We start from the raw sequence: 23,666 nt of genomic DNA on the forward strand, positions 1-23,666 counted from the left end.
GTGGCGCCCCCCGACCGCACCGCGACGGAGACGCCCGACTTCCCGGCCGCGAGGGAGCACCTCCTCGCGGAGCTGATCCGGTTCGTGGCCGTGCTCCGGCGCGACGGCGTCGCCGTGCCAGCCTCGGGCGCCCTCGACGCCGCCCGCGCGCTCGCGGCGGTCGGCCTGGACGACGAGGACCGGGTCGAGGCGGCGCTGCGCGCGAGCCTGCTCTCCGAGACCGCCGACGGCGACGCCTTCGACGAGGCGTTCCCGACGTTCTGGCACCGGCTCCGGAGCGGGCTCGACCGGATCGCCACCGCCCACGACGGGCCGTCGCCGGCGGGCGACGAGGGGGGCGACGGCGACCGGGAGGGAGACGAGACGGGGCCGACCGCAGACGCGGAGGAGCCCGGCCTGCTCGACGGCGCGGAGCCGCCGGAGATGGACGCCGACGGGGACGGCGACCCGACCGTCCGGATCCCGACCGACCGCCGCCACGCCGCCGGCGACCGCCCGACCGACGAGCCGCGCGAGGAGACGGACGGGCGCCGGTACAGCGCGGTCGGCGAGAGCGCGCTCGTGGAGGCGGACGTGCCGGCGCCGTCGAGCGCGGAGCGCGCGGCCGCGGACCGGTTCGTCGACGCGCTCTCGTCGCTCCCGGGCCGCCGCCGCCGCCGGTCGCCGACCGGTCCGCTCGTCGACGCGCGGAGCGCGCTGCGGGCGAGCCTCCAGACCGGCGGCGCGCCGATCGACCTCCCGCGCGACGAGCCGACGCCGAGCGAGCTGCGGTGCTGCCTGCTCGTCGACGTCAGCGGGTCGGTGCTCGACACGATCGACCGGAGCGCGCTGCTCGGGCTCGGGGAGCGGGTCGCGGGGAGCGCCCGCGACGCCCGCGTCTTCCTCTTCGACACCGACCTCGCGGAGGCGACGGCGGCGTTCGCGGACCCGGCCCGCTCGCCGGCGGAGGCGCTCCGCGCCGCCGAGATCGAGTGGGGCGGCGGCACCGAGATCGGGGGCGCGTTCGACGAGCTGCGCCGGACCGCCCCGCACGCCGTCGACCGGCGGACGGTCGTCGTCGTCGTGAGCGACGGGCTCGACGTGGGCGACCCGGAGCTGCTCACGGACGGGATCACGTGGCTCGCGGACCGCGCTGACGGCGTCGTCTGGCTCAACCCGCTCGCCGTCTCCCCGTCGTTCGAGCCGGCGTCCCGCGGGATGAGCGACGCGGCCCCCTACGTCGACGGGCTGTTCGGATTCGCGGAGGCGAGCGATCTCGCGGAGGCCGCCCGCCAGATCGAGCGCCGCGGGCTCGGCGGGCCGGTCGGCTACGAGCACGACCCGCGTCGGACCGGCAGCGCGCCCGGAGGCGAGCGAGGTCGATCTCGCGGCGGGACGGAGACGGGCGACGCGGACGCCGGTGACGGAGGTGTCGTATGACCGACGACGTCGACCGAGCCGCCGCCGGCGCCGACCCCACCGGTTCCGACGACGTCGACGCCGCGTGGCCCGGTCCCGTCCTGCGGGCGACGCGCGACGCGCTCCGCGACCGCGGCGTGCTCTCCGGAGTCCGCCTCGATCGCGTCACGCTCGGGGAGTCAATCGCGCTCGTGGAGCTCGAGGGCGGCGATGAGCGACCGGGCCGACCGGCGGCCGGACTCGCGCACCTTCCGCCGGGATCCGCGCCGACGGTGCCAGACGACGTCGAGGGACTGCTGGCGCCGATCCGGTCGGGAGAGGGCGGAGGCGGCGCCGCAACCGACGAGGTCGTCCTCGGCGCCCGCGCACTCGCGGTGGCGACGCTGAACGCCTGCGCGGCGCCGCTGCTCGACTGGCGCGACGGCGACCCGATGGCGCTGCTCGACCCGTCGGTCGAGACGGTCGTCACGGTCGGGCTGTTCCGGCCCGCGTTCCGGAAGTTCGACGGCGTCGAGGTCCGCGCGATCGAGCGGGAGCCCGTCGACCCCGAGGCGGTGTCGACCCCCGCGGGCGTCGCGCTCCGGTCGTTCATCCCTGCGGAGACCGCGGCCGCGATGGAGGGGGCGGACGTGGTCTTCGTCACCGGATCGACGCTCGTGTACGGCGGGATCGAGCGATATCTCGACGCCGCCCCCGCGTCGGCGACGGTCGTCGTGGTGGGGGCGACCGCCTCGTCGCTCCCCGGCCCGCTGTTCGAGCGGGGCGTCGACGTCGTCGCCGGCGCGGCGGTGGACGACCCCGGGCGGGCGCGGGCCGCGGTGGCGGGCGGCGCCTGCGGCACGGACCTCCACGACCGCGGCGTTCGGAAGGTGTACGCGGCGCGCGACGCGCCGGCGACCATCGACCTGTGACCTGACATGACAGCAAGCAACTGGAGCGTACCGGAGACCGAAGTGGTACAGCGCGTTCGCGACCGACTCGACGCCGACGGCACCGACGTGCTCGCGACGATCGTCGACGTCGAGGGCAACGCCTACCGTCGCCCGGGGGCGAAGATGCTCCTCGACGACGACGGGACCGGCGTCGGCTCGATCACCGCGGGCTGTATCGAGGACGACCTGCTCGCCGCCGCGGAGGCGGTCCGCGAGACGGGCCGCCCCGACCGGGTCACCTACGACCTGATGGAGGACGACGACGACGTCTGGGGGCTCGGCGTGGGCTGTAACGGCGTGATCGACGTCCTCCTGGAACCGTTAGACGAGACGTATCGCCCGGCCGTCGAGGCGTTCGGCGCCGGCCGCGACGTCGCGGTGCTCACGGTGCTCTCCGCGGGCGGCGAGGGAGAAGAGGGCGGTGCGGGCGACGTCGACGACGCCCCGGACACCGACCGCGACCGCCTCGGCGAGCGCGCGTACTACCGTCCCGACGAGGACCGGCTGACGCTCCCCGACGGGTCGCCTGCAGACGGGTGGCCGACCGAGGCGCTCGCGGGGCCGGCAGCGGACCTCGCCGCGCGCGGCGCCGCCGACGTGGTCACGGTCGAGGGGGATGCCGGCGAGACGCTCGAGGTGTTCGTCGACGGGCTCGCCGCCCCGGACGACCTCGTCGTCTTCGGCACCGGCCACGACGTCGGACCGGTGGTCGAACTGGCCGAGCGGAACGACTTCCGTGTCACCGTCGTCGGCTTCCGCGGCGGGGTCGACCTCGACGCGCGGTTCCCCGACGCCCACCGGACCGTGACGACGTCGCCGGCGGGACTCGGTGACGCGCTCGGCCTCGACGAGCGGACGCACGCGGTCGTGATGACCCACAACTTCGTCGACGACCGGATCGCCGTCGAGGAGCTGCTCCGGTCGCCGGCCCCCTACGTCGGCCTGATGGGCCCGCGGGAGCGGTTCGAGGAGATGATGGAGGCGTACGACGACGAGGGGACGACGTTCGACGAGTCCGAGCTCGCGTCGCTGTACACGCCGATCGGGCTCGACCTCGGCGGCGGCTCGCCGTACCAGATCGCCCACAGCATCGTCGGCGAGATCCTCGCCGTCAGCAACGGCCGGACCCCGCGGCACCTCCGCGAGCGCGAGGGGCACATCCACGACCGCGTCGACGTCGAGGCGCGCTCGGAGCCGGAGCCGCCGAGTCGGTAGCGGCGGCCCGAAGGGGGAGCGAGCGACAGATCAGAGCGAGAGGTGCGACGTCGACCCCGGACCGTCGTCGTCGGTCCCGCCCTCGTGTCGGAACGCGTAGTCGTCGTCGATCAGGTAGACGGCGCCGTCGTCGACGGCGACCTCGACGCCGCGGAGCGTCGTCCCGGCCGCCGGGCCGTTGTCGCACTCGCCGGAGCAGGCGTCGAACAGCGAGCCGTGCCGCGGGCAGATCACCTCGCCGTCCCGCATCGGCACGCCGTCGCCCGTGTCGAACCGCTGGCTCTCGTGCGGGCAGGTGTTGATCCACGCCCGAACCCCGGGCGGCTCCTCGCAGGGCACGATGACGACCTCCCGGTCGTTCGTGAACGGGTCGGCCGCCGTGAAGCGGTACGATCCCCGCTCGGTGACGGTCTCGACGTCGGTGATCTTCGTCCCGTCTGGCATCGACCGCGTCCACGATTTCCCGGGTGAAAAGCGTCGCGGCGGGACCCGCAGACGCGCCGCCCGAAGACTCAACTCCGCTTCGACGCACCTTGGGCCATGCACGCCGACGAGATCGATCCGCAGGCGAAGGCGGCGATCGAGCGCCAGGAGCGGTTCCCGATCCCGCACAGCGAGTGGGGGCTGAAGCTCGCCCGCCTCCTCACCGAGCCGGTGATGCGGATCCGCAACCGGAACCCCCCGCCGGTCGGGCGGACGGTCGACGGGACGATACCCGGTCCCGACGGCGACCTCGACGCGCGGCTCTACCTCCCGGACGCCGAGGGACCGTTCCCGACGGTTGTCTTCTTCCACGGCGGCGGGTTCGTGCTCGGCAGCGTCGCCACCCACGACCGGCTCTGTCGGGGGCTCACGCGGGAGAGCGGCTGCGCCGTCCTCTCGGTCGGCTACCGGCTCGCGCCCGAACACCCGTTCCCCGCGGCGGTCGCGGACGCGTACGCCGCCGTCGAGTGGGCCGCGGAGAACCCGGACGCGCTCGCCGGCACGGGGGAGGTTGCGGTCGCGGGCGACTCGGCCGGCGGGGCGCTCGCCGCGGTCGCCGCGCTCATGGCCGCCGAGCGCGACGGTCCCCCGATCGAGTACCAGGCGCTGTTGTACCCGGGCGTCGGCGTCGACCCGGACCAGCCGTCGGTCCGGGAGCACGCCGGGGTCGTCCTCGACGAGGCCGACCTCGAGTGGTTCGCGGACTGCTACTACGGCGACGAGATCCACCGCCGGAACCCGTACGCCGACCCGACGAACGCCGGCGACCTCGGCGGCGTCGCGCCGGCGACGGTGGTCACCGCGGGGTTCGACCCGCTCCGCGACGGCGGGCGGGCGTACGCCGAGCAGCTGGTCCGGGACGGCGTCCCGACGCGGTACGAGAACTACGAGGCGATGGTCCACGGCTTCATGACGCTCCGCGAGGTCGACCGCGCCGAGGAGGCGATCGCGGCCGTCGCCGACGACCTCGCCGGCTCGTTCCGGCGCGAGGCGTGAACCGCAGGGGGGTCTTTTCGCCGCTCCCGCACCGCGAAGTTTCTGTCGACTTACAAAAAGGTAATACGGGTGGGGGCGCCTCGTGGACGCATGGTGAAGAGCACGGTCCGGTTTCCCGAGTCTGTGGTCGGCGAGATCGAGTCGCTGGTCGAGAGCGGCCAGTTCGAGAGCAAGTCCGAGTTCTACCGGTTTTCGACCGACTACGTGCTGAACCAGGTGCTCGACGACTACGAGCCGGAGACGATCGATTACGAGGAGATCAGAGGGGAGGTGATGCCGCGGGCGGAGCGCGAGCTCGGCGGCGACGCCGACGCGGACCACCCGCCGTTCTTCGAGTCCGTCGCGTTCGTCAGGAAGCTGGCGCTCCGCGGGAACTTCAGCGACGCCGAGGACTTCATCGACCACCAGTACGTCCCGAGCGATCGGCACGCGGTCGTCTTAGAGGACCTCCTCCGGCTGTACCGGGAGGAGTCGGCTCCCGCCCCGCGGCGGGCCGCCCCGGAACGCGAGCCCCGCGCCGCGCCGGACGAGCCGCAGCGCTGACCGTCGACCGTCGCGTCACCGGCGCTGCCGCCACCGAATCACACCGGCGACGGCGAACACCGTCGCGAACGTGACGAGACCGGAGATCAGCGCGCCTCGGACCCCCGTCGCGCCCGCGGTGACGACGCTCACCGACGCCCCGCCGCCCGCGACGGCGGCGCCGCCGGCCAGTCCGCCGAAGCCGATACAGCAGAGACTCAACAGCCCCGCGAGCGACAGCGATCCCAAGAGGCCGTCGTCGCTCACGGCCCGCTCACCCGCCGCCTGACCGAGCCGGGCGCCGCCGAGGGCGACGCGCCGGTCACCGTCGTTACGAACGCGACCACGGTCGATCTCGTCGGTCCGCGTGGGAATAAGTGACGGGGTATGGCGCGAAACGCGTCAGGCCGTTACTCCGACGCGGGAACGGAGACGACCGTCGTCGACGCGTCGCGGAGGACGCGCTCGGTCGTGCTGCCGAGCAGGTCGCCCGCGGCGTCGCGCGCGCCGCGGGTCCCCATGACGATCGCGTCGGCGCCGATCTCGTCCGCGTACGCGACGATCTCGCGCGACGGAACCCCCTCCTCGATCGCGGTCTCGCAGTCGATTCCCGCCCCCGTCGCCTCCCTCTCGATCCGCTCGACGGCCGCCTCGAGGCGGACCCGCTGCTCCTGGTCGTCGTCCTCGTCGCCGTCGAACGCGCCCGGCTTCCCCGACCGCTCGTAGGTCGGGATGTCCTCCAGCACGCCGAGGACGTGGACCGTCCCGTCGGGCGCCGTGACCTCCACCGCGTCGTCCACGGCCGCGAACGCGGCGTCGCTACCGCCGGTCGGGATCAGGGTCGTGCCGTACATACGGGCGAGGGTACGCGCCCGTATTCAAAGAAAATTACCGTCGGCGGTGCCCCTCGACGCGAACGCGTTCCGGAGAGCGACGGGGCGGCGCCGCGCGGGTCTCACCCGCGACGGTCACCCGCGCCGCATCGCGATGCCGGAGTAGCCGCAGTCGTCGCAGGAGAGCGTCTCGCGGGCGCCGAACTCGTACGCGGAGAGGGGCGCCCCGCAGCGCGGGCAGGGATCGCCGGCGGCGAGCGGCGGGGCGTGGCGGACGCCGGCGACGACGAGCCGAACGGAGAGCTCCGCCGCGGCCGCCTCGTCGACCGCGCCGCCCCAGATCACGTTGGCGTCGGCGCCGATCCGCTCGCGGACCGCCGCGATCACGTCGGTCGCGGCGGCGATGCTGGTCTCCGGATCGACGACGACGTCCACGAGCACCGCGCTCGCGTCGGTCGCGTCGACCCCCGCGGGGAGCCCGTCGAAGGCCGACGCGACCGCGGTCCCCGGCGCGTCGCGGTCGGCGGTCCCGGTCCCCAGCGCGGCGACGCCGGCCGAGAGCACCGTCTCCGCGTCGGTGAGGTCGAGGTTGACGAAGCCGGGCTCCTGGACCGTCGCGAGGAACGCGCGGATCGCCGCCTCGACGGCGTCGCCCTCCGCGAGCAACACGGCGTCGACCGAGTCGCGGACCGCCGAGAGCGCGTCGCCGTCGGCCGCGTTCGCGGGGACGACCGCGACCGCGAACGCGTCGAGCCCGGCGAGCGCCCGGAGCGATTCGCTCGCCTCGTCGCCCTCGCCGAGGTCGTCGGGATCGAGCACGACGACGACCGCCGCGGGCGGCGACGCGTCGGCCGTGGCGGGCGCGGCGCCCGGCTCGCCCGCGGGCGTCGTCTCCGCGAGGAGCTCCGCTGCCGACGCGTACCGGGCGTCGCGGAACTCGACGCGGGCGAGCCGGTCGGCGTAGGCGCCGAGGCCGCAGACGACGACGGAGCCGCCGAGGGCGTCGGCCGCCTCGCGCAGGTCGTCCCGGTGAGACATCTGCGAGGACCGTTTCGGCTCCGACGACAAACCCCTTCCCACTCGCGGAGCGCTCGGCGCGGGGACCCCAACCGCTAAATCCGGTCGATCGCTACGGCCCGCATGGAGCGCTTCCGGAACACAGGGCAGCCGGACTGGGACTGGTGGGGACGGATCTGGCCGACGCCGGCGGACACCCTTCGGCGGCTCGGTCTGACCCCGGGCGACCGCGTCGCCGAGATCGGCTGCGGCAACGGCTACTTCGCCCTGCCGGCCGCGCGGCTCGCCGACCCGGCGTCGGTGTACGCCGTCGACGTCGACGCGACGCTGCTCGCTGAGCTGGAGGGGATGGCGAACGCGCAGGGGATCGGGAACGTCGTCCCGGTCCGCGGCGACGCCCGGGACCTCGCCGACCTCCTTCCCGAGCCGGTCGACCTCGCGCTGCTCGCGAACGCCTTCCACGGGATCGACGACCGGGCGGGGTTCGTCGCGGGCGTCGCCGCCGCGCTCGCCGCCGACGGGCGGTTCGTCGTCGTCAACTGGCGCGACCGGCCCCGGGAGGAGACGGCGGTCGACGGCGAGCCGCGCGGCCCGCCGACCGAACTGCGGCTGGGGCCCGAGGAGACGAGGCGCGCGGTCGAGGACGCGAGCGACCTGCGGCTCGCCCGCGAGGTCGACCTGCCGCCGTTCCACTACGGGCTCGTCTTCGAGCGCTGAGCCGGGTCGGGGCGGGACTCCCTACGAGACCCCTCGCGGCGTCCCCGCCTACGAGAACCCCCACGTCGTCTCCGCCTACGAGAACTCCCACGTCGTCTCCGGCTCGGGCGCGTCCGCTAGCGTCTGGTACACCACGCAGTACCGCTCGGTGTACTTCCGCAGCGCCGCTCGCGTGTCCTCGTCGAGGTCGCCGTCGACGCTCACGTCGAGGCGGATCTCCTCGAAGCCGACCCGGACGTCGTCGTCGATGCCGAGCGTCCCGCGGAGGTCGAGGTCGCCGCTGGCCTCCACGCTGATGTCGGGGTCGACCCCGAAGTTCTCCGCCACGGCCTGGGCGGTCAATTGCGAGCAGGCCGCCAGCGCGCCGAGGAGGAGGTCCCCGGAGCAGGCGGCGGCGCCGGGACCGCCGGCCCCCTCGTGGAGCTCCGCCTCGTAGATCGCGCGGCCGATGTCGACGCTGCAGGAACGCACGTCGTCCTGCTCTTCGCCCGTCGCGCTCAGCGTGACCTTGGCCGCGTCCGGGTTCTCCTCGTACTCGCGTTTCAGCGGCTCCTGCTCCTCCCGCAAGTCAACGTCTGACATGATCGTTTCCCGTTACCGTGACTCGCGAAAAGAAGCTTGCGCCGCTCACGTCCGCGCGGCGACTCCCCCGGACCGCATGCGGTCGCTTTTTGCCGAGGGGGCTCCGAGACGGGGTATGACCATCGAACCGGCCGAGATCGAGGACCTGATCGAGGCGGGGATCCCGGACGCCGTCGCCCGCGTGACGAACCCGCGGATCCACGACGACGAGGACGAGGACGCGCACTTCGCGGCCGTCGTCGTCTCCCCCGCCTTCGACGGCGAGTCGCTCGTCGACCAGCACCAGCGCGTGTACGACGCCGTCGGCGACCACATGACCCGGTCCGTCCACGCCTTGGAGATCAAGACGTACACGCCCGCCGACTACGCCGAGCACGGCGACGGGAGCCTCGCGCCCGACCTCCGCGAGGCGGGGCTGTTCCCGGTCGAGGGAGAGTGAGTCGGGACGGCCGCATTCAATAGCTTTTACCCGGTCTCGCGGGAAGCGTCGCGCATGGGCGAGCAATACCGCACGGAGGAGGACAGCCTCGGCGAGATGCAGGTGCCGGCCGACGCCTACTGGGGCGCGCAGACCCAGCGAGCGGTCGAGAACTTCCCGATCTCGGGGATCCCGATGAGCCGGCGGTTCATCCGCGCGCTCGGCGTCGTCAAGAAGGCGGCCGCGCAGGCGAACCGCGACCTGGGCCTCGTCGACGAGGACACCGCGGAGGCGATCGTCGCCGCCGCCGACGAGGTGATCGCCGGCGAGCACGACGACCAGTTCCCGGTCGACGTGTTCCAGACCGGCTCGGGCACCTCCTCGAACATGAACGCCAACGAGGTGATCGCCAACCGCGCCGCCGAGATCGCCGGCGCGGAGATCGGCGACCGCGTCGTCCACCCGAACGACCACGTCAACTACGGACAGTCGTCGAACGACGTGATCCCGACCGCGATGCACGTCGCCGCCCTCGAGGCCGTCGAGAAGGACCTCGTGCCCGCGCTGGAGACGCTCCACGCCGAGCTGGAGGCGAAGGAGGCGGAGTTCGACGGCGTCGTCAAGACCGGCCGCACGCACCTGCAGGACGCGACGCCGATCCGGCTCGGCCAAGAGTTCGGCGGCTACCGGACCCAGGCCGCGAAGGGGATCGAGCGCGCCGAGACGGTCCAGTCGAGCCTCCGCGAGCTCGCCCTCGGCGGCACCGCGGTCGGCACCGGGCTCAACACCCACCCCGACTTCCCGGAGCTGGCGGCGGAGTACATCTCCGACGAGACGAACACGACGTTCCGCGAGGCCGACAACCACTTCGAGGCGCAGGCGGCCCACGACGCGATGGCCGAGGCCCACGGCGCGCTCCGGACGATCGCCGGGAGCATGAACAAGATGGCGAACGACCTGCGGCTGCTCGCCTCCGGCCCCCGCAACGGGCTCGGCGAGATCGAGCAGCCCGAGAACCAGCCCGGCTCCTCGATCATGCCCGGGAAGATCAACCCGGTCGTCGCCGAGTCGGTCAACCAGGTCCACAAGCAGGTCGTCGGCAACGACGCCGCGATCTCGGCGGGCGCCGCCCGCGGCGAGATCGACTTAAACCTCTACAAGCCCGTCATCGCGCACAACTTCCTCGAGTCCGCCGAGCTGCTGTCGAACGCCGCGGCGACGTTCGGCGAGCGCTTCGTCGCGAAGCTGGAGGCCAACGAGGAGCACTGCGAGACGCGCGTCGAGCAGTCGATGGCGCTGGCGACCGCGCTGAACCCCGCGATCGGCTACGACAAGGCGTCGAAGGTCGCGAAGACGGCGCTCAAGGAGGGGAAGAGCGTCCGCGAGGCCGCCGTCGAGGCCGGCTACCTCACCGAGGAAGAGGCCGACGAGGTGCTCGACCCCGAGGCGATGACGCACCGCGTCATCCTCGGCGACGAGGACTGACTGGCCCGTAACGAGCCGGCGCGGACGGGCCGCGCCGGGGGCGTCCGCTCCGATCGCCCGCCCTCTCCGGGGCGGCGCTCCGCGCGCCGCTCGCGGCGGATCGGCACCATTTAAGCCGCCGTCGGTCCCCGTTCGAGACGGATGAAGCTACACGAACATCAGGCGAAGACTATCTTCGCGGACGCCGGGATCCCGGTCCCGGACTCCCGGCTCGCGACGACCGTCGACGAGGCGCTCGACGCCGTCGACGAGATCGGCTACCCGGCCGCGATCAAGGCGCAGGTCCACGTCGGCGGCCGCGGCAAGGCCGGCGGGATCAAGATCGCGACCGACCGCGAGGAGGCCGAGCAGTACGCCGAGGAGATCCTCGGGATGGACCTCAAGGGGTACACCGTCGACTCCGTGCTCGTCGAGGCCGGCGTCGACTTCGTGGACGAGCTGTACGTCGGCGTCACGATGGACCGCGGCGCGGGCGAGCCGGTCCTGATGGTGTCGACCGAGGGCGGCGTGAACATCGAGGAGGTCGCCGAGGAGAACCCCGACGCCATCGCGCGCGAGCACGTCGACCCCGCGTTCGGCCTCCACCCGTACCAGGCCCGCAAGGTCGTCTACGAGGCCGGCGTCGACGCCGACGTCGCGCTCGACGTCGCGTCGATACTCTCGACGCTGTACGACCTCTACGAGGCGAACGACGCCTCCGAGATCGAGGTCAACCCGGTCATGATCACCGGCGACCGCGACGTGGTCGCGGCCGACGCCGTGATGAACATCGACGAGGACGCGCTGTTCCGCCAGCCCGACCTCGCGGAGATGGCCGAGGCGTCCTACGAGGACGACCTCGAACGGAAGGCCGGCGAGTACGGCTTCGACTACGTCCGCCTCTCGGGCAACGTCGGCATCATCGGCAACGGCGCCGGGCTCGTGATGACGACGCTCGACCTGGTCGACTACTACGGCGGGAAGCCCGCCAACTTCCTCGACATCGGCGGCGGCGCGAAGGCCGAGCGCGTCACGCAGGCTCTCGACATGGTCTTTTCCGACCCCAACGTCGACAGCGTCGTGTTCAACATCTTCGGCGGGATCACCCGCGGCGACGAGGTCGCCAAGGGGATCAACGAGGCGCTCGCGGAGTTCGACGAGATCCCGAAGCCGGTCGTCGTCCGGCTCGCCGGCACCAACGCCGAGGAGGGGATGGAGATCCTGAACACCGACCTGATCGAGGTCGAGGAGACGCTGGAAGCGGCGGTCCAGCGCGCGGTGAAGAACGCGGAGGAGGTGACCCAATGAGCATTTTCGTCGACGACGACACCAGGGTGGTTGTGCAGGGGATCACCGGCGGGGAGGGGAAGTTCCACGCCGGCCAGATGATCGAGTACGGCACCAACGTCGTCGCCGGCGCGGTGCCCGGCAAGGGCGGCCAGGAGGTCGCCGGCGTCCCCGTCTACGACACCGTGGACGAGGCCGTCGAGGAGGAGGACGCTGACGCGTCCGTCGTCTTCGTCCCGCCGGCGTTCGCGGGCGACGCGATCTTCGAGGCGCTCGACACCGACCTCGACTTAGCCGTCGCGATCACCGAGGGGATCCCGACCCAGGACATGGCGAAGGTGAACAAGCGCCTGAGCGAGGTCGACACGCGGCTGCTCGGCCCGAACTGTCCGGGGATCATCACGCCCGGCGAGGCGAAGCTCGGCATCCTGCCGGGGAACATCTTCGCCGACGGCAACGTGGGGCTCGTCTCTCGCTCCGGCACGCTCACCTACCAGGTCGTCGACAACCTCACCGAGCGCGGGATCGGCCAGACGACCGCCATCGGGATCGGCGGCGACCCGATCATCGGGACCTCCTTCATCGACGCCCTCGAGGCGTTCGAGGCCGACAGCGAGACCGACGCCGTCGTGATGTGCGGCGAGATCGGCGGGGAGGACGAGGAGCAGGCCGCCCGCTTCATCGGCGAGCACATGGACACGCCGGTCGCCGGCTTCATCGCCGGGCGCACGGCGCCGCCGGGCAAGCGGATGGGCCACGCGGGCGCCATCGTCTCCGGCTCCGGCACGGGCACGGCGCAGTCGAAGATCGACGCGCTCAACGACGCGGGCGTCCCCGTCGGCGACACCCCCGAGGAGGTCGCCGACCACGTCGAGGACTTCCTGTAGGCGGCGACGGAGCGGACCGACCGCGACCGCCGCCGCTCCGGTTCTCAGTCTTGACCATCGGAGCGTAAGCTAAAATTACCGGTGGTGTGAGAGGTACCCATGGACACCGCTCCCGGAGACGCCGTCGACGGTCCCGCCGCCGACGCCTTCCGCGGATCGGACCCGGCCGGCGGGGGGCCGCGACGGGTGCTCTTCGTCGACGACGAGCCCGGCGCCGCCGACCTCGCGGCGATCCACGTCGAACGGCTGCTCGACGGGATCGAGACGGTGACGTACACCGCCCCGGAGGACGCGCTCGCGGCGGTCGAGACGGAGCGCGTCGACTGCGTCGTCAGCGACTTCGACATGCCCGGAAGCGACGGGCTCGAACTGCTCACCGACGTCCGCGCGGTCGACCCCGGGATCCCGTTCGTGCTGTTCACCGGGAAGGGCTCCGAGGAGATCGCCAGCGAGGCGATCTCCGCCGGCGTGACCGACTACCTCCAGAAGGGCTCCGGTCGGGACCGGTACGAGATGCTCGCGAACAGCGTCAGGAACGCGCTGGAACGCCGACGGGTCGAGCGGGACCTCCGCGAGGTGAACGAGAAGGTGACGGCGCTCCACGAGTTCGCGACGGAGGTCGCCGCCTGCGAGCGCGTCGCCGACGTGTTCGAGCGGACCGTCGTCGCCGCGGAGGGCATCCTCGAGTTCGACCGGTGCGTCACGGCCCGCCGCGAGGGCGACCTGCTCGTCCCCGCGGCGCTCTCGGAGAGCGTCACGGACGACGAGGTCCGCGCGTTCGAGCTCGGCGAGGGGGTCGTCGGCACCACGGCGGCCGAGGAGCGGACGATGGTCGTCGACAACGTCAGCGTCGACCCGGCCGACCCGGACCAGCTGGAGGACCCGGAGAACTGCGACTCGCCGGGAGCCGAACGCCGCGATAGCGGCCGGGTCGGCGGTGCCGATCGGACCGGCGACGCCGACCGGACCGGCGACGCCGACCGGACCGGCGACGCCGAACAGGCCGACGGCAGCTCGGTCGCCGATCCGGTCGCCGACGACATCCGCTCGGCGATCAGCGTTCCGATCGGGTCGTACGGCGTGTTGCAGGCCGTCTCCGACGGCTACGCCGCGTTCGACGAGGGGGACGCCGAGTTCGCGGAGCTGCTGGCCGCCCACGCCGCCGACGCGATCGAACAGATCGAGACGGAGAACGCGCTGCGGGCCGAGCGCGACCGGCTGACGGCGCTGTTCGACGACCTCCCGCTGCCGGCGGCTAGGACGGTGGCGCTGGGGGGCGGCGGTCGGCGCCTCGACGCCACGAACGAGGCGTTCGAACGGACGTTCGGCTACTCGGCGGCCGACCACGGCTACTGCGAGATCCGGGACGCGATCATCCCGGAGGGCGCGGACCGACACGATCCCGGGACGGTCCTCGAGGGGGACGAGATCCCCCGGCTCGAGGTGCGTCGCCGGACGACCGACGGGCTCAGGGACTTCATCCTGCACGTGATCCCCGTCCGTCGCGGCGACGAGACGGTCATCTACAGCGTCTACGCCGACATCGGCGAGCAGAAGCGGGTCGAGCGGACCCTCCGGAACCTCCACGAGACGACCCGCGAGATGTTCCGCGGGGAGGGTCGCGAGGAGATCGCCGCGCTCGCGACGCGCGCGGCCATCGACATCCTGGAGTTCCCGAACAGCGCGGTCCGGCTGTACGACCCCGACGCGGGGGAGCTGGCGCCGACCGCGATCAGCCAGGAGGCGACCGCCGCGCTCGGCGAGCGCCCCGCGTTCGGTCCGGGCGACGGCCGGATCTGGGAGGCGTTCGACCGCGGCGAGCCGATCGTCGTCGACGACCTCGACGCCGTCGACACCGTCGTCGGCTACGGCGACCTGCGGAGCCTGCTCGTCGTCCCGCTCGGCGACCACGGCGTGATGCCGCTCGGCTCCCGCGAGCCGGGGTTCTTCGACGACACGGCGATCCAGCTGGCGCGGGTGTTGGCGGCCAACGTCACCGTCGCGCTCGACGGGGCCGAGCGCACGGCGCAGCTCCGGACCCGCGACGCCGCGCTCCAGCGCGAGATCGACCGACTGGAGAAGTTCGCCGGGCTCGTCTCCCACGACCTCCGGAATCCGCTCAACGTCGCGGCCGGGCGGCTCGAGATCGCGCGCGGACTCGTCGACGGCGCGGACGCGCTCGCCGAGCTCGACCGGGTCGCCGACGCCCACGAGCGGATGGAGGAGCTCATCGACGACCTCCTCGCGCTGGCGCGGCAGGGACGGACGGTAGACGAGCTGGAGTCGGTCGACCTCGCCGAGGCGGCGGCGGAGGCGTGGCGCACCGTCGACACCGCCGGCGCGGCGCTGGACGCCCCCGACGAGGCGGTCGCGGTGGACGCCGACCCCGAGCGCCTCCGCACGCTGTTGGAGAACCTGTTCACGAATAGTATGGAGCACGGCGCTCCCGGCGACGGATCGGGCGTCACCGTGACGGTCGGCGCGCTCGCGGACGGGTTCTACGTCGCCGACGACGGCGAGGGGTTCGACGTCGACCCCGACGAGGCGGTCGAGTACGGGGTCTCCAACGACCCGCACGGGACCGGCTTCGGGCTCGCGATCGTCCGCGAGATCGCGGCCGCACACGGGTGGACGCTCTCGATCGACGACGCCGACGGCGCGCGGTTCGGGTTCCGCACGGACGGGTAGGGGGACTCCGCCGCCGACCGCGCACCCTCTCGACCGCCGCGTCGACTCGCTATCGTATATAAAATGACGGGGAGCTGTGCGACCGGAGCACACACTCGGGCCACGATTATGACCGACTCGCCCGTGTCCGTTACGTATGGACGACAGTGCCCGCGAGCTGCTCGAGCCGCTCCCGCCGAGCGCCAAACTGGTCTACTACGTTCTCGACGAGGAGGGCCGGTTCGACCAGACCGGGCTCGCCGAGGAGACCCGCCTCTCCACCCGGACCGTGCGGTTCGCGGTCGAGAAGCTCACCGAGGTCGGGCTCGTCGAGGAGGGCCTCTGCCCCCGCGACGCCCGCCGGTCGGTGTACGCGCCGGTCCCCGAGTCGGAACGCTCGGAGGCGGCCGAGCCGGAGGCCGGCTCGGACCCCGACGCCGACGCGCCCACGGCGGCCGCGGTCGCCGAGGACTAGACCGACCTCGAAAGGGGCCGCAGTGGGACCGCCGTCCGGGACCGGTTCGGCCCGATCGACCGACGTGCGTGTATCTGTTTCTGGACGCAGTGGTACGACCGATCCGGACCGCGTATCGAGGCGGTTCGATCCCCTCGACGGAACGACGGCGTGCCGACACGTTTCGAGCGGCAGACATACTTATCGGCTCGGACACAAGGGGAAGACATGTCATTGGAGACAACACTCCGAGACGACCCCGAGCGGATCGCGTCGATAATCGACCACACGAACGTCGACCCGACGGCGACCGAAGCGGCGATCCGGACCCTCTGCGAGGAGGTGCTCGAATACGGGTTCTGCTCGGCCGTCGTCGTTCCGTACCACGCGGCGCTCGCGAGTGAACTGCTCGACGGGGACGCGAACGTCGTCGCGGTGATCGGGTTCCCCTACGGGATACAGAACTCGGCGGCCAAGCGAAGCGAAGTCGAAGCGCTCCGCGAGCACGTCGACGAGTTCGACATGGTCATGAACAGAACCGCGTTCGCGAACGGCGATCACGAGTTCGTCGTCGAGGACGTCGAGGCGGTCAGAGACGCGGTCGGAGAGACGACGCTGAAATGTATCATCGAGTCGCCCACCCTGACGCCGTCCGAGATACGGCGGGCCGCCGCGCTCGTCGAAGAGGGCGGTGCCGACTTCGTCAAGACCGCCGTCGGGTACGACGGGCCGACGGATATCGACGAGATAACCGCGATCCGAGACGCCGTCGGTCCGGGCACCGAGATCAAGGCCTCGGGCGGGATATCCACCTTCGAGGAGGCGCTCGAAATGGTGGCCGCAGGAGCGAGTCGGATCGGCGCCTCCTCGGGCGTGGAGATCTACGAAACGACGCAGTAGCACGGCGGCCACCGTCCGACGGCCCACCGGAGCCGGGGGCGATCGGACGCCTACCGGCGAGGGCGGGCCGGTGGATCGTTGCCGGGTGATGAGATCCTTCAGGTACATTGACATTCTCGCGGTGCGTACCCTCGCTCATGAACTTCGACGAATTCACCGGCGAAGTACAGCACCGACTCGAACTGCCCGGGACGGGGGAGACGGTACGGGCGATCCGGGCGACGCTCATGACGCTCGGACAGCGGATTCCCGAGGGGAACGCGGAGGACCTCGCCGCCTCGCTGCCCCTCGAGATCAAGTGGTACCTGACCGGCGCGGTCCACGAACACGGCCAGCGCTTCGACTGGCAGGAGTTCGTCGAGCGGGTGAGTGAGATCGAGCGCGCGGAGCCGGCCGACGCGGCGTATCACGCCCGGGTCATCATGGACGTCGTCCGGTCGCAGGTCCCCGAGTCGGACTTCCACCAGCTCAGGGACATGCTTCCCGAAAGCGACGACACCGAAAACTGGGGGAGTCTCTTCGAGGTCGTCGACGAGGAGCACTGAGGCGAGCCGACGCTCGCTTCGTCCGCCGCGGAGCACCGGAACGCGTTCGCGGTTCGTCGGAGTCGGCCAGGACCGTTCGCCCGGTGGGATGACGGAGTGGACGAACGTGCCTGCTTGGAAAGCAGGTGGCCGAAAGGCCTCGCGGGTTCGAATCCCGCTCCCACCGTACGCACGCGGCGCACGCCGCGCCGCGGGCGTGTCGTGCGGGGATTCGAATCAGAGAGCGACCGATAGGGAGCGACCGTGGTTCGAATCCGACTCCGACCGCTTCCACGCGCACGGCTCCGATCCGTCGCGTTTTTGCCCGCGGGACCGGTAGTGAACCCACTCGATGGCGACGTACCACATCGAAACCTACGGCTGTAGTTCGAACCGGGGTGAGAGCCGGGAGATAGAGCGCGCGCTCCGCGACGGCGGTCACCGCCCGGCCGACGGACCCGAAGACGCCGACGTCGCCATCCTCAACACCTGTACGGTCGTCGAGAAGACGGAACGGAACATGCTCCGCCGCGCCGAGGAGCTCCAGGAGACGACGGCCGACCTCGTCGTCACCGGCTGCATGGCGCTCGCGCAGGGCGACGCCTTCCGCGAGGCCGGCGTCGACGCCGAGATCCTCCACTGGGACGAGGTGCCGACGTACGCGCTCAACGGCGAGTGCCCGACGACCACCCCCGACGCCGAGCCGGTCTTAGACGGCGTCGTCGGGCTCCTCCCCATCGCCCGCGGCTGCATGAGCAACTGCTCGTACTGCATCACGAAGTTCGCGACCGGGCGGGTCGACTCCCCGCCGGTCGAGGAGAACGTCGAGAAGGCCCGCGCGCTGGTCCACGCCGGCGCGAAGGAGATCCGCGTCACGGGACAGGACACCGGCGTCTACGGCTGGGACGACGGCGAGCGCAAGCTCCCGGAGCTGCTCGACCGCATCTGCGACATCGACGGCGAGTTCCGAGTCCGGCTCGGGATGGCGAACCCCGGCGGCATCCACGGGATCCACGAGGAGCTCGCCAACGTGTTCGCCGAGAACGAGGAGCTGTACGACTTCATCCACGCGCCGGTCCAGTCCGGCTCCGACGACGTCCTCGAGGAGATGCGCCGGCAACACCGCGTCGACAAGTTCCGCGAGGTCGTCGAGACGTTCGACGACCGGCTCGACCACTGGACGCTCTCGACCGACTTCATCGTCGGCTTCCCGACCGAGGACGAGGCCGACCACGAGCTGTCGATGGACCTGCTCGCCGAGGTCCGTCCGGAGAAGATCAACGTCACCCGCTTCTCGAAGCGTCCCGGCACCGACGCCGCCGACATGAAGGGGCTCGGCGGGACCGTCAAGAAGGAGCGCTCGAAGGCGATGTCGGAGCTGAAGATGGACGTCGTCGGCGAGGCGTACGAGTCGATGGTCGGCGAGCGCTACGAGGTCCTCGTCGTCGAGGAAGGCACCGGCGACTCCGTGAAGTGCCGCGACAACGCGTACCGCCAGATAATCGTGCAGAACGCGACCGAGCGCGGCGTCGACGTGGGCGACTTCCTGACGGTCGAGGTGACCGGACACAACACCGTCTACGCGTTCGGCGACCCGGTCAACGAGGGCGCCGTCGACGACCGAGAAACCGCCGAAGGCGACGACGCCGACGTCGAGGACGACCCCGCGGAGTCGGTCGCGTCGTCGGCGTGACCGTCGCCGGACCCCTCCGCACGTCTCGGTCGAAACGAGCGACTCGACCCCGTTAGGACGCGCATAATCATACCCGGATGGGCCGCATGCGGAACCAGCGATGAAACAGAGCGAGGACTCCCACGGCCGCGGGGAGACGATCAAGGCGACGTTCGCGCGGTACGAGGGCCGCCCCGACGAGTGTACCCTCCACCCGGAGTATCCCGCCGAGGGAAAACAGACCACGGAGTGGATGACGGCGAGCCGCGGCGCGTACGTCTCGCTCGCCATGTGGCGCTGAGACGGCGGCACCCGTCGCGTCGATCCCTCGGCCGCCCCGCCGCCGTCGGAACGCCGTCTACGCCTCCCTGTAGATCAGTTCAACCTCGTCGGCGAAGCGGTCTAAGATGTTCCGCCGCTTCTTCTTCATCGTCGGCGTGAGCAGGTCGTTCTCCGCGGAGAACTCCTCTTCGACGAGGCGGAACTGCTTGATCCGCTCGTAGGACTCGAACTCCTCGTTCACGCGGTCGACTTCCTCCTCGATGCGCTCGCGGACCCGATCGTCGCGACAGATCGCCCCGCGGTCGTCGGGGAGGTCGATCCCGCGCGTCTCCGCCCACGACTCCATTCTCTCGAAGTTCGGGACGATGAGCGCGGAGACGAACTTGCGCCCGTCGCCGAGCACGACGCACTGCTCGACGAACTCGTTCGCCGCGAAGCGGTCCTCGATCGGACCGGGCGCGACGTTCTTGCCGGTCGAGAGCACGAGCAGCTGCTTGGCGCGCTCGCGGAAGGCCACGTACCCGTCCGGTCGGAGCTGGACGATGTCGCCCGTGCGGAACCACGGCTCGTCCGGGTCGCCGTCGCGCTCCTCGGGCGGCGTGCCCGCGACGGTCGCGTCGTCGGGGAGGCCACCGGCGTCGACGAACGCCTCCGCGGTCGCCTCCGGCCGGTTCCAGTAGCCGTCGGTCACCTGCGGGCCGCGAACGAGCAGCTCCCCGACGTCGCCGTCGAGGTCGGCGGCCTCCTCGCCGACGACCCCGCCGTCGATCGCGATCTCGGTGTCGACGACCGGCGGGCCGATGGTGCCGACCTTCGGCGCCTCGGGGGGGTTGACGCTGATCACCGGCGACGTCTCCGTGAGCCCGTACCCCTCCAAGATGGGGAGGTCCATCGCGTGGTACAGCGCACACAGTTCGGCCGACAGCGACCCGCCGCCAGAGATGAAGAAGTCGACGTTGCCGCCGATCGCCTCCCGGACCGACGAGAAGACGAGCCGGTCGGCGACCGCGCGCTTCGCGTCGAGCAGGACGCCGGGGTCGTCCGCCCCGTGATGGGTTCGCCCCACCTCGACCGCCCACTCGAAGATCCGCTCTTTCACCGGCGACTCGCCGGCCTGCTCGCGGATCGCGTCGTACAGCTTCTCGTAGACGCGCGGGACGCTCGTGGTCGTCGTCGGCCGCACGAGCCCGAAGTCCTCGCGGAGGGTGTCCGGGCTCTCGGCGTACCCGACCGTCGCGCCCGCCGCGAACATCATGTAGTGGCCCGCCATGCGCTCGAAGACGTGCGCGAGCGGGAGGAAGGAGAGCGTCGTCGACTCGGCCGAGATCCCCGGCACGTCGGGGTCGCGGTCCGGGCGGTCCGCGAAGCGGCGGTAACACTGCGTGACGTTGTCGCGGAAGTTCGCGTGCGTGAGTCGGACGCCCTTCGGCTTCCCGGTCGTCCCGGAGGTGTAGATGAGGCTGGCGAGGTCGCCGACGTCGACCGCGTCGAGCCACCCCTCGTAGGCCTCCGCGTCGAACGCCTCTGCGCCGAGCGCGTGGAGCTCGCCGAGGGTGTACACGTCGTCGGCGGTGAGGGAGGAGTCGTCCAGATCCAGATCGGTCGTCTCCACGTCGTCGAACGAGACGATCGCGTCGAGGGGCCGCGAGAGGTCGCCGGCGACGGCGAGCACCTCGTCCAAGAGGTCGCGGTCCTCGACGACGACGACGGTCGCGCCGGGGTCCTCCAGCAGGTACCGGACCTGATCGGGCGAGGAGGAGGCGTAGACGGTCGTCACGACCCCGCCCGCGGCCAGCGCCGCGAAGTCTGTCTGGGCCCACTCCATCCGCGTCTGCGCGTAGAGGGCGACACGGGCGTCGCCGTCGACGCCGACCTCGCGGAATCCCGCGGCGAGGCGCCGCACGACGCCGCGCATCTCCGCGTAGGTGACGTCGGCGTACTCGCCGTCGGGCGCCGCCGGGAGGACGCCCTCGGTCACCAGCGAGCGGTCGTAGATCCCCCCCTTGTACCGCTGGGCGGTCCGGTCGGCGTTGCGCTCGGCCGACCGCTCGAACGTGCGCGGGAGCGTCTCCCGGGCGACGACGTCGTCCGCGAACTCACGTTCCGCCTCCTGCCAGTGCATACCGCCTTCGACCCGCCCGAACAGTATAAACGATCGGGTAGTTTTGAGTTTACCCGATCGGTCGGAACGCGAGGGTTTAATCCCGGGAGGGCGCGAGGGACCCCTGTGGACCCCGATCGGATCCCCGCCGAGTTCCCCGCCCCGAGCTTCCGCGGCGCGCAGGAGCGGGCGCTCGCCGACATCCGCGACGCGTTCGCCGCCGGCAACGAGGTCGTCCTCGTGCGCGCGCCGACGGGGAGCGGGAAGTCGCTGCTCGCGCGGGCCGTGATGGGCGCGGCCGCCACCGTCGAGGAGACGTCGCCGAGCGAGGCGACGGGCGCCTACTACACGACGCCGCAGGTGTCGCAGATCGACGACGTCGAGGCGGACGACCTCCTCGACGACCTGGCGGTGATCCGCGGGAAGTCGAACTACGACTGCATCCTCCCCGGCGAGCACGACACGCCGGTCAACCGGGCTCCGTGCGTCAGGCAGCAGGGGTTCGACTGCTCCGTGAAACACCGGTGCCCGTACTTCTCCGACCGCGCGATCGCCTCCGGGAACCGGTACGCCGCATTGACGTTAGCCTACTTCATGCGCACCGCGGGCTCCGACGTGTTCCGCAAGCGCGACGTCGTCGTCATCGACGAGGCGCACGGGCTCGCCGAGTGGGCGGAGATGTACGCGACGATCGAGCTCTCGCCCGAGCGCGTCCCCGTCTGGGACGACGTGAGCGTTCCGGACGTGGAAGCCGACGCCGGTCCCGAGGAGGACGCGCTCGACCGCACCGCCCGCTTCGTCGCCTCCCTCCGCGACGTCGCGAAGCGCGCGAAAGACGAGCTGACGGGCCGGCCCGAGCTCGACCGCGAGGAGGTCGCGCGCCGCGACCGCCTCGGGGAGCTGATAAGCGAGCTCGGCTGGTTCCTCGAGGACTACCGGGACCTCGACTCGCCGACGACGTGGGTCGTCGACCAGTCCGGCGGAGAGGGGTCGCCGCTCGCGATCAAGCCGCTGGACCCCGCCCGCTACCTCCGGCACACGGTGTGGGACCGCGGGAACCGGTTCGCGCTCCTCTCCGCCACCATCCTCTCGAAGGAGGCGTTCTGTCGCGGGATCGGGCTCGACCCGTCGAACGTCGCCCTCGTCGACGTCGAGCACACCTTCCCGCTGGAGCACCGCCCGCTGTACGACGTGACGCGGGGGTCGATGACGTACGAGCACCGCGACGAGACGGTGCCGAAGATCGCTCGCCTGATCGTCCGGCTGATGGCCGAACACCCGAACGAGAAGGGGCTGATCCACGCGCACTCCTACGACATCGCCGGGCGGATCACCGAGCTGCTGGGCGAGTTCGGCGTCGCCGCGCGGGTCAGACGGCACGGACGGGAGAACCGCGACGCGGAGCTGTCGGCGTGGAAGGCGAGCGACGACCCCGAGGTGTTCGTCTCCGTGAAGATGGAGGAGGCGCTGGACCTGAAAGGCGACCTCTGCCGCTGGCAGGTGGTGTGTAAGGCGCCGTACCGCAACACGAACGACTCCCGCGTCGCACGCCGGCTCGCCGACGACCAGTGGGCGTGGTACCACCGCACCGCGCTGCGGACCGTCATTCAGGCGTGCGGCCGCGTCGTCCGCGCGCCCGACGACTACGGCGCGACGTACCTCGCGGACGACTCCCTGTTGGACCTCTTCGACCGCGCGAGCGCCGACACGCCGCCGTGGTTCCGCGACCAGATCGACGCGATGACGACCCCCGATCTGCCAGACTTCGACCCCGCGGCCGCGCTCGCCGGCATCGACGCCGAGCCGTCCGGCCCCTCTCGAGCTGCGCGGAGCCGACCGGGCGGCGTCGACGGCGACGGGCCCGACGGGACCGGGAGATCACGGAGCGGCGGCTCGGGGGCGGGACCGTCGGGCGAGGCCAGCGCGTCCGGCGACGGGGGTGAGACGACGCGCACGCGCTCCGAGGCGGACGCGGAGCAGCGTCGGGATCACCCGCTCTCCGACGTCTGGGGCGACGGCTGAGGCGGGGGCTCGAGCCGCGTTTCGCCGCCGAGCGGCGCCGGATACGAGACCGCCGGATCGCGCGAACCCCGCTTAAATCAGCGAGATTCCCCAGGCGGCCATGGAGCTCACCATGAGGAACGCGAAGAACAGCGCGAATATCTGTTGTCTGTTCATACCCCACCTGCGCCGCAGAGCGGCATAATTCCTGCGGGCCGTCCTCGGTAGTGATTATACGCCGCCGGTCTGATCGATCGTCAATATATATCGTATAAGGTGTATCAGGAACTTCAATCAATTAGTAACCTTCATAA

The 23,666-nt window shown here is 71.7% G+C and carries 23 protein-coding genes and 1 tRNA gene; 18 read left to right on the plus strand and 6 right to left on the minus strand.

Features of this window, described 5'->3' with window-relative positions:
• Genes B4V04_RS12295 through B4V04_RS12305 form a run of 3 tightly spaced genes read left to right on the plus strand, consistent with a single transcriptional unit; the run spans window position 1 to window position 3,545 of the window.
• The gene (locus B4V04_RS12295) at window positions 1-1,419 is read left to right on the plus strand and encodes a VWA domain-containing protein (protein WP_498232014.1); all 1,419 of its coding nucleotides are present in this window, start codon (window positions 1-3) and stop codon (window positions 1,417-1,419) included.
• A complete protein-coding gene (locus B4V04_RS12300; RefSeq protein ID WP_498232016.1) occupies window positions 1,416-2,309 on the plus strand; it encodes a Rossmann-like domain-containing protein in 894 nt (297 codons plus the stop codon). Before B4V04_RS12295 ends, B4V04_RS12300 begins: the two co-directional genes overlap by 4 nt.
• Window positions 2,310-2,315: 6 nt before the next feature.
• Window positions 2,316-3,545 (plus strand): XdhC family protein, encoded by a 1,230-nt coding sequence (locus B4V04_RS12305; protein WP_498232017.1) that lies wholly within the window; start codon window positions 2,316-2,318, stop codon window positions 3,543-3,545.
• Between the two features lie 30 nt (window positions 3,546-3,575).
• Here B4V04_RS12305 and B4V04_RS12310 read toward each other — a convergent pair whose 3' ends face one another.
• Window positions 3,576-3,989, minus strand: coding sequence for a Rieske (2Fe-2S) protein (locus tag B4V04_RS12310; RefSeq protein WP_498232019.1), 414 nt, complete (start codon window positions 3,987-3,989; stop codon window positions 3,576-3,578).
• A 96-nt stretch (window positions 3,990-4,085) separates the two neighbouring features.
• Here B4V04_RS12310 and lipP1 point away from each other — a divergent pair, with 96 nt between their 5' ends.
• Together lipP1 and B4V04_RS12320 are read left to right on the plus strand one after the other, a co-directional pair.
• Complete coding sequence (gene lipP1, locus B4V04_RS12315) at window positions 4,086-5,024, plus strand: LipP1 family hormone-sensitive lipase (protein WP_498232021.1); 939 nt, start codon at window positions 4,086-4,088, stop codon at window positions 5,022-5,024.
• A gap of 90 nt (window positions 5,025-5,114) precedes the next feature.
• Window positions 5,115-5,567 (plus strand): hypothetical protein, encoded by a 453-nt coding sequence (locus B4V04_RS12320; RefSeq protein ID WP_498232023.1) that lies wholly within the window; start codon window positions 5,115-5,117, stop codon window positions 5,565-5,567.
• Between the two features lie 15 nt (window positions 5,568-5,582).
• Here B4V04_RS12320 and B4V04_RS12325 read toward each other — a convergent pair whose 3' ends face one another.
• The 3 genes from B4V04_RS12325 to B4V04_RS12335 form a co-directional block, all read right to left on the minus strand.
• Window positions 5,583-5,813, minus strand: coding sequence for a hypothetical protein (locus B4V04_RS12325; RefSeq protein WP_498232025.1), 231 nt, complete (start codon window positions 5,811-5,813; stop codon window positions 5,583-5,585).
• 143 nt (window positions 5,814-5,956) lie between these two features.
• A complete protein-coding gene (locus B4V04_RS12330) occupies window positions 5,957-6,400 on the minus strand; it encodes a universal stress protein (RefSeq protein ID WP_498232027.1) in 444 nt (147 codons plus the stop codon).
• 114 nt (window positions 6,401-6,514) lie between these two features.
• Window positions 6,515-7,417, minus strand: coding sequence for a zinc finger domain-containing protein (locus B4V04_RS12335; protein ID WP_498232029.1), 903 nt, complete (start codon window positions 7,415-7,417; stop codon window positions 6,515-6,517).
• 102 nt (window positions 7,418-7,519) lie between these two features.
• Here B4V04_RS12335 and B4V04_RS12340 point away from each other — a divergent pair, with 102 nt between their 5' ends.
• Window positions 7,520-8,113 (plus strand): class I SAM-dependent methyltransferase, encoded by a 594-nt coding sequence (locus tag B4V04_RS12340; protein ID WP_498232031.1) that lies wholly within the window; start codon window positions 7,520-7,522, stop codon window positions 8,111-8,113.
• Window positions 8,114-8,188: 75 nt separating this feature from the next.
• On the opposite strand, the gene B4V04_RS12345 is transcribed toward B4V04_RS12340, so the two are convergent.
• Window positions 8,189-8,695: an OsmC family protein gene (locus B4V04_RS12345; RefSeq protein WP_498232033.1), complete on the minus strand. Its 507-nt coding sequence runs from the start codon at window positions 8,693-8,695 to the stop codon at window positions 8,189-8,191.
• A gap of 115 nt (window positions 8,696-8,810) precedes the next feature.
• Here B4V04_RS12345 and B4V04_RS12350 point away from each other — a divergent pair, with 115 nt between their 5' ends.
• The 11 genes from B4V04_RS12350 to B4V04_RS12400 all read left to right on the plus strand — a co-directional run bounded on the left by B4V04_RS12350 (window position 8,811) and on the right by B4V04_RS12400 (window position 19,269).
• Window positions 8,811-9,134, plus strand: a complete 324-nt coding sequence (locus B4V04_RS12350; protein WP_498232035.1) for a BolA family protein — start codon at window positions 8,811-8,813, stop codon at window positions 9,132-9,134.
• 54 nt (window positions 9,135-9,188) lie between these two features.
• Window positions 9,189-10,598, plus strand: coding sequence for a class II fumarate hydratase (locus tag B4V04_RS12355; RefSeq protein WP_498232037.1), 1,410 nt, complete (start codon window positions 9,189-9,191; stop codon window positions 10,596-10,598).
• A 141-nt stretch (window positions 10,599-10,739) separates the two neighbouring features.
• A complete protein-coding gene (gene sucC, locus B4V04_RS12360) occupies window positions 10,740-11,885 on the plus strand; it encodes an ADP-forming succinate--CoA ligase subunit beta (RefSeq protein ID WP_498232039.1) in 1,146 nt (381 codons plus the stop codon).
• Window positions 11,882-12,751, plus strand: coding sequence for a succinate--CoA ligase subunit alpha (gene sucD, locus B4V04_RS12365; RefSeq protein WP_144797205.1), 870 nt, complete (start codon window positions 11,882-11,884; stop codon window positions 12,749-12,751). The genes sucC and sucD overlap by 4 nt, the downstream gene beginning before the upstream one ends.
• A 99-nt stretch (window positions 12,752-12,850) precedes the next feature.
• The gene (locus B4V04_RS12370) at window positions 12,851-15,439 is read left to right on the plus strand and encodes a hybrid sensor histidine kinase/response regulator (RefSeq protein WP_498232041.1); all 2,589 of its coding nucleotides are present in this window, start codon (window positions 12,851-12,853) and stop codon (window positions 15,437-15,439) included.
• Between the two features lie 136 nt (window positions 15,440-15,575).
• Complete coding sequence (locus B4V04_RS12375) at window positions 15,576-15,893, plus strand: ArsR family transcriptional regulator (RefSeq protein ID WP_498232043.1); 318 nt, start codon at window positions 15,576-15,578, stop codon at window positions 15,891-15,893.
• Window positions 15,894-16,100: 207 nt separating this feature from the next.
• Entirely contained in the window at window positions 16,101-16,772 is a 672-nt protein-coding gene (deoC, locus tag B4V04_RS12380; protein ID WP_498232045.1) for a deoxyribose-phosphate aldolase, read from the plus strand.
• Between the two features lie 137 nt (window positions 16,773-16,909).
• Entirely contained in the window at window positions 16,910-17,317 is a 408-nt protein-coding gene (locus B4V04_RS12385; protein WP_498232047.1) for a DUF2267 domain-containing protein, read from the plus strand.
• A gap of 82 nt (window positions 17,318-17,399) precedes the next feature.
• Window positions 17,400-17,483, plus strand: a tRNA-Ser gene (locus B4V04_RS12390).
• 165 nt (window positions 17,484-17,648) lie between these two features.
• Window positions 17,649-18,989 (plus strand): tRNA (N(6)-L-threonylcarbamoyladenosine(37)-C(2))-methylthiotransferase, encoded by a 1,341-nt coding sequence (locus B4V04_RS12395; RefSeq protein ID WP_498232049.1) that lies wholly within the window; start codon window positions 17,649-17,651, stop codon window positions 18,987-18,989.
• A gap of 100 nt (window positions 18,990-19,089) precedes the next feature.
• A complete protein-coding gene (locus B4V04_RS12400) occupies window positions 19,090-19,269 on the plus strand; it encodes a DUF7511 domain-containing protein (protein ID WP_498232051.1) in 180 nt (59 codons plus the stop codon).
• A gap of 57 nt (window positions 19,270-19,326) precedes the next feature.
• Here B4V04_RS12400 and B4V04_RS12405 read toward each other — a convergent pair whose 3' ends face one another.
• Complete coding sequence (locus B4V04_RS12405) at window positions 19,327-21,372, minus strand: AMP-dependent synthetase/ligase (protein ID WP_498232053.1); 2,046 nt, start codon at window positions 21,370-21,372, stop codon at window positions 19,327-19,329.
• 105 nt (window positions 21,373-21,477) lie between these two features.
• Between B4V04_RS12405 and B4V04_RS12410 the strand changes: the two genes are divergently transcribed.
• Window positions 21,478-23,373 (plus strand): helicase C-terminal domain-containing protein, encoded by a 1,896-nt coding sequence (locus B4V04_RS12410; RefSeq protein ID WP_498232054.1) that lies wholly within the window; start codon window positions 21,478-21,480, stop codon window positions 23,371-23,373.
• Window positions 23,374-23,666 lie beyond the last annotated feature (293 nt).

This window comes from Halorubrum sp. B52, from assembly GCF_059752555.1.

Bases quoted from the DNA above. Each gene is read 5' to 3' on its own strand.
- B4V04_RS12300 (WP_498232016.1), top strand. From the start codon at position 1,416: ATGACCGACGACGTCGACCGAGCCGCCGCCGGCGCCGACCCCACCGGT.
- B4V04_RS12305 (WP_498232017.1), top strand. From the start codon at position 2,316: ATGACAGCAAGCAACTGGAGCGTACCGGAGACCGAAGTGGTACAGCGC.
- B4V04_RS12310 (WP_498232019.1), bottom strand. From the start codon at position 3,989: ATGCCAGACGGGACGAAGATCACCGACGTCGAGACCGTCACCGAGCGG.
- lipP1 (WP_498232021.1), top strand. From the start codon at position 4,086: ATGCACGCCGACGAGATCGATCCGCAGGCGAAGGCGGCGATCGAGCGC.
- B4V04_RS12320 (WP_498232023.1), top strand. From the start codon at position 5,115: ATGGTGAAGAGCACGGTCCGGTTTCCCGAGTCTGTGGTCGGCGAGATC.
- B4V04_RS12330 (WP_498232027.1), bottom strand. From the start codon at position 6,400: ATGTACGGCACGACCCTGATCCCGACCGGCGGTAGCGACGCCGCGTTC.
- B4V04_RS12335 (WP_498232029.1), bottom strand. From the start codon at position 7,417: ATGTCTCACCGGGACGACCTGCGCGAGGCGGCCGACGCCCTCGGCGGC.
- B4V04_RS12340 (WP_498232031.1), top strand. From the start codon at position 7,520: ATGGAGCGCTTCCGGAACACAGGGCAGCCGGACTGGGACTGGTGGGGA.
- B4V04_RS12345 (WP_498232033.1), bottom strand. From the start codon at position 8,695: ATGTCAGACGTTGACTTGCGGGAGGAGCAGGAGCCGCTGAAACGCGAG.
- B4V04_RS12350 (WP_498232035.1), top strand. From the start codon at position 8,811: ATGACCATCGAACCGGCCGAGATCGAGGACCTGATCGAGGCGGGGATC.
- B4V04_RS12355 (WP_498232037.1), top strand. From the start codon at position 9,189: ATGGGCGAGCAATACCGCACGGAGGAGGACAGCCTCGGCGAGATGCAG.
- sucC (WP_498232039.1), top strand. From the start codon at position 10,740: ATGAAGCTACACGAACATCAGGCGAAGACTATCTTCGCGGACGCCGGG.
- sucD (WP_144797205.1), top strand. From the start codon at position 11,882: ATGAGCATTTTCGTCGACGACGACACCAGGGTGGTTGTGCAGGGGATC.
- B4V04_RS12370 (WP_498232041.1), top strand. From the start codon at position 12,851: ATGGACACCGCTCCCGGAGACGCCGTCGACGGTCCCGCCGCCGACGCC.
- B4V04_RS12375 (WP_498232043.1), top strand. From the start codon at position 15,576: ATGGACGACAGTGCCCGCGAGCTGCTCGAGCCGCTCCCGCCGAGCGCC.
- deoC (WP_498232045.1), top strand. From the start codon at position 16,101: ATGTCATTGGAGACAACACTCCGAGACGACCCCGAGCGGATCGCGTCG.
- B4V04_RS12385 (WP_498232047.1), top strand. From the start codon at position 16,910: ATGAACTTCGACGAATTCACCGGCGAAGTACAGCACCGACTCGAACTG.
- B4V04_RS12395 (WP_498232049.1), top strand. From the start codon at position 17,649: ATGGCGACGTACCACATCGAAACCTACGGCTGTAGTTCGAACCGGGGT.
- B4V04_RS12400 (WP_498232051.1), top strand. From the start codon at position 19,090: ATGAAACAGAGCGAGGACTCCCACGGCCGCGGGGAGACGATCAAGGCG.
- B4V04_RS12405 (WP_498232053.1), bottom strand. From the start codon at position 21,372: ATGCACTGGCAGGAGGCGGAACGTGAGTTCGCGGACGACGTCGTCGCC.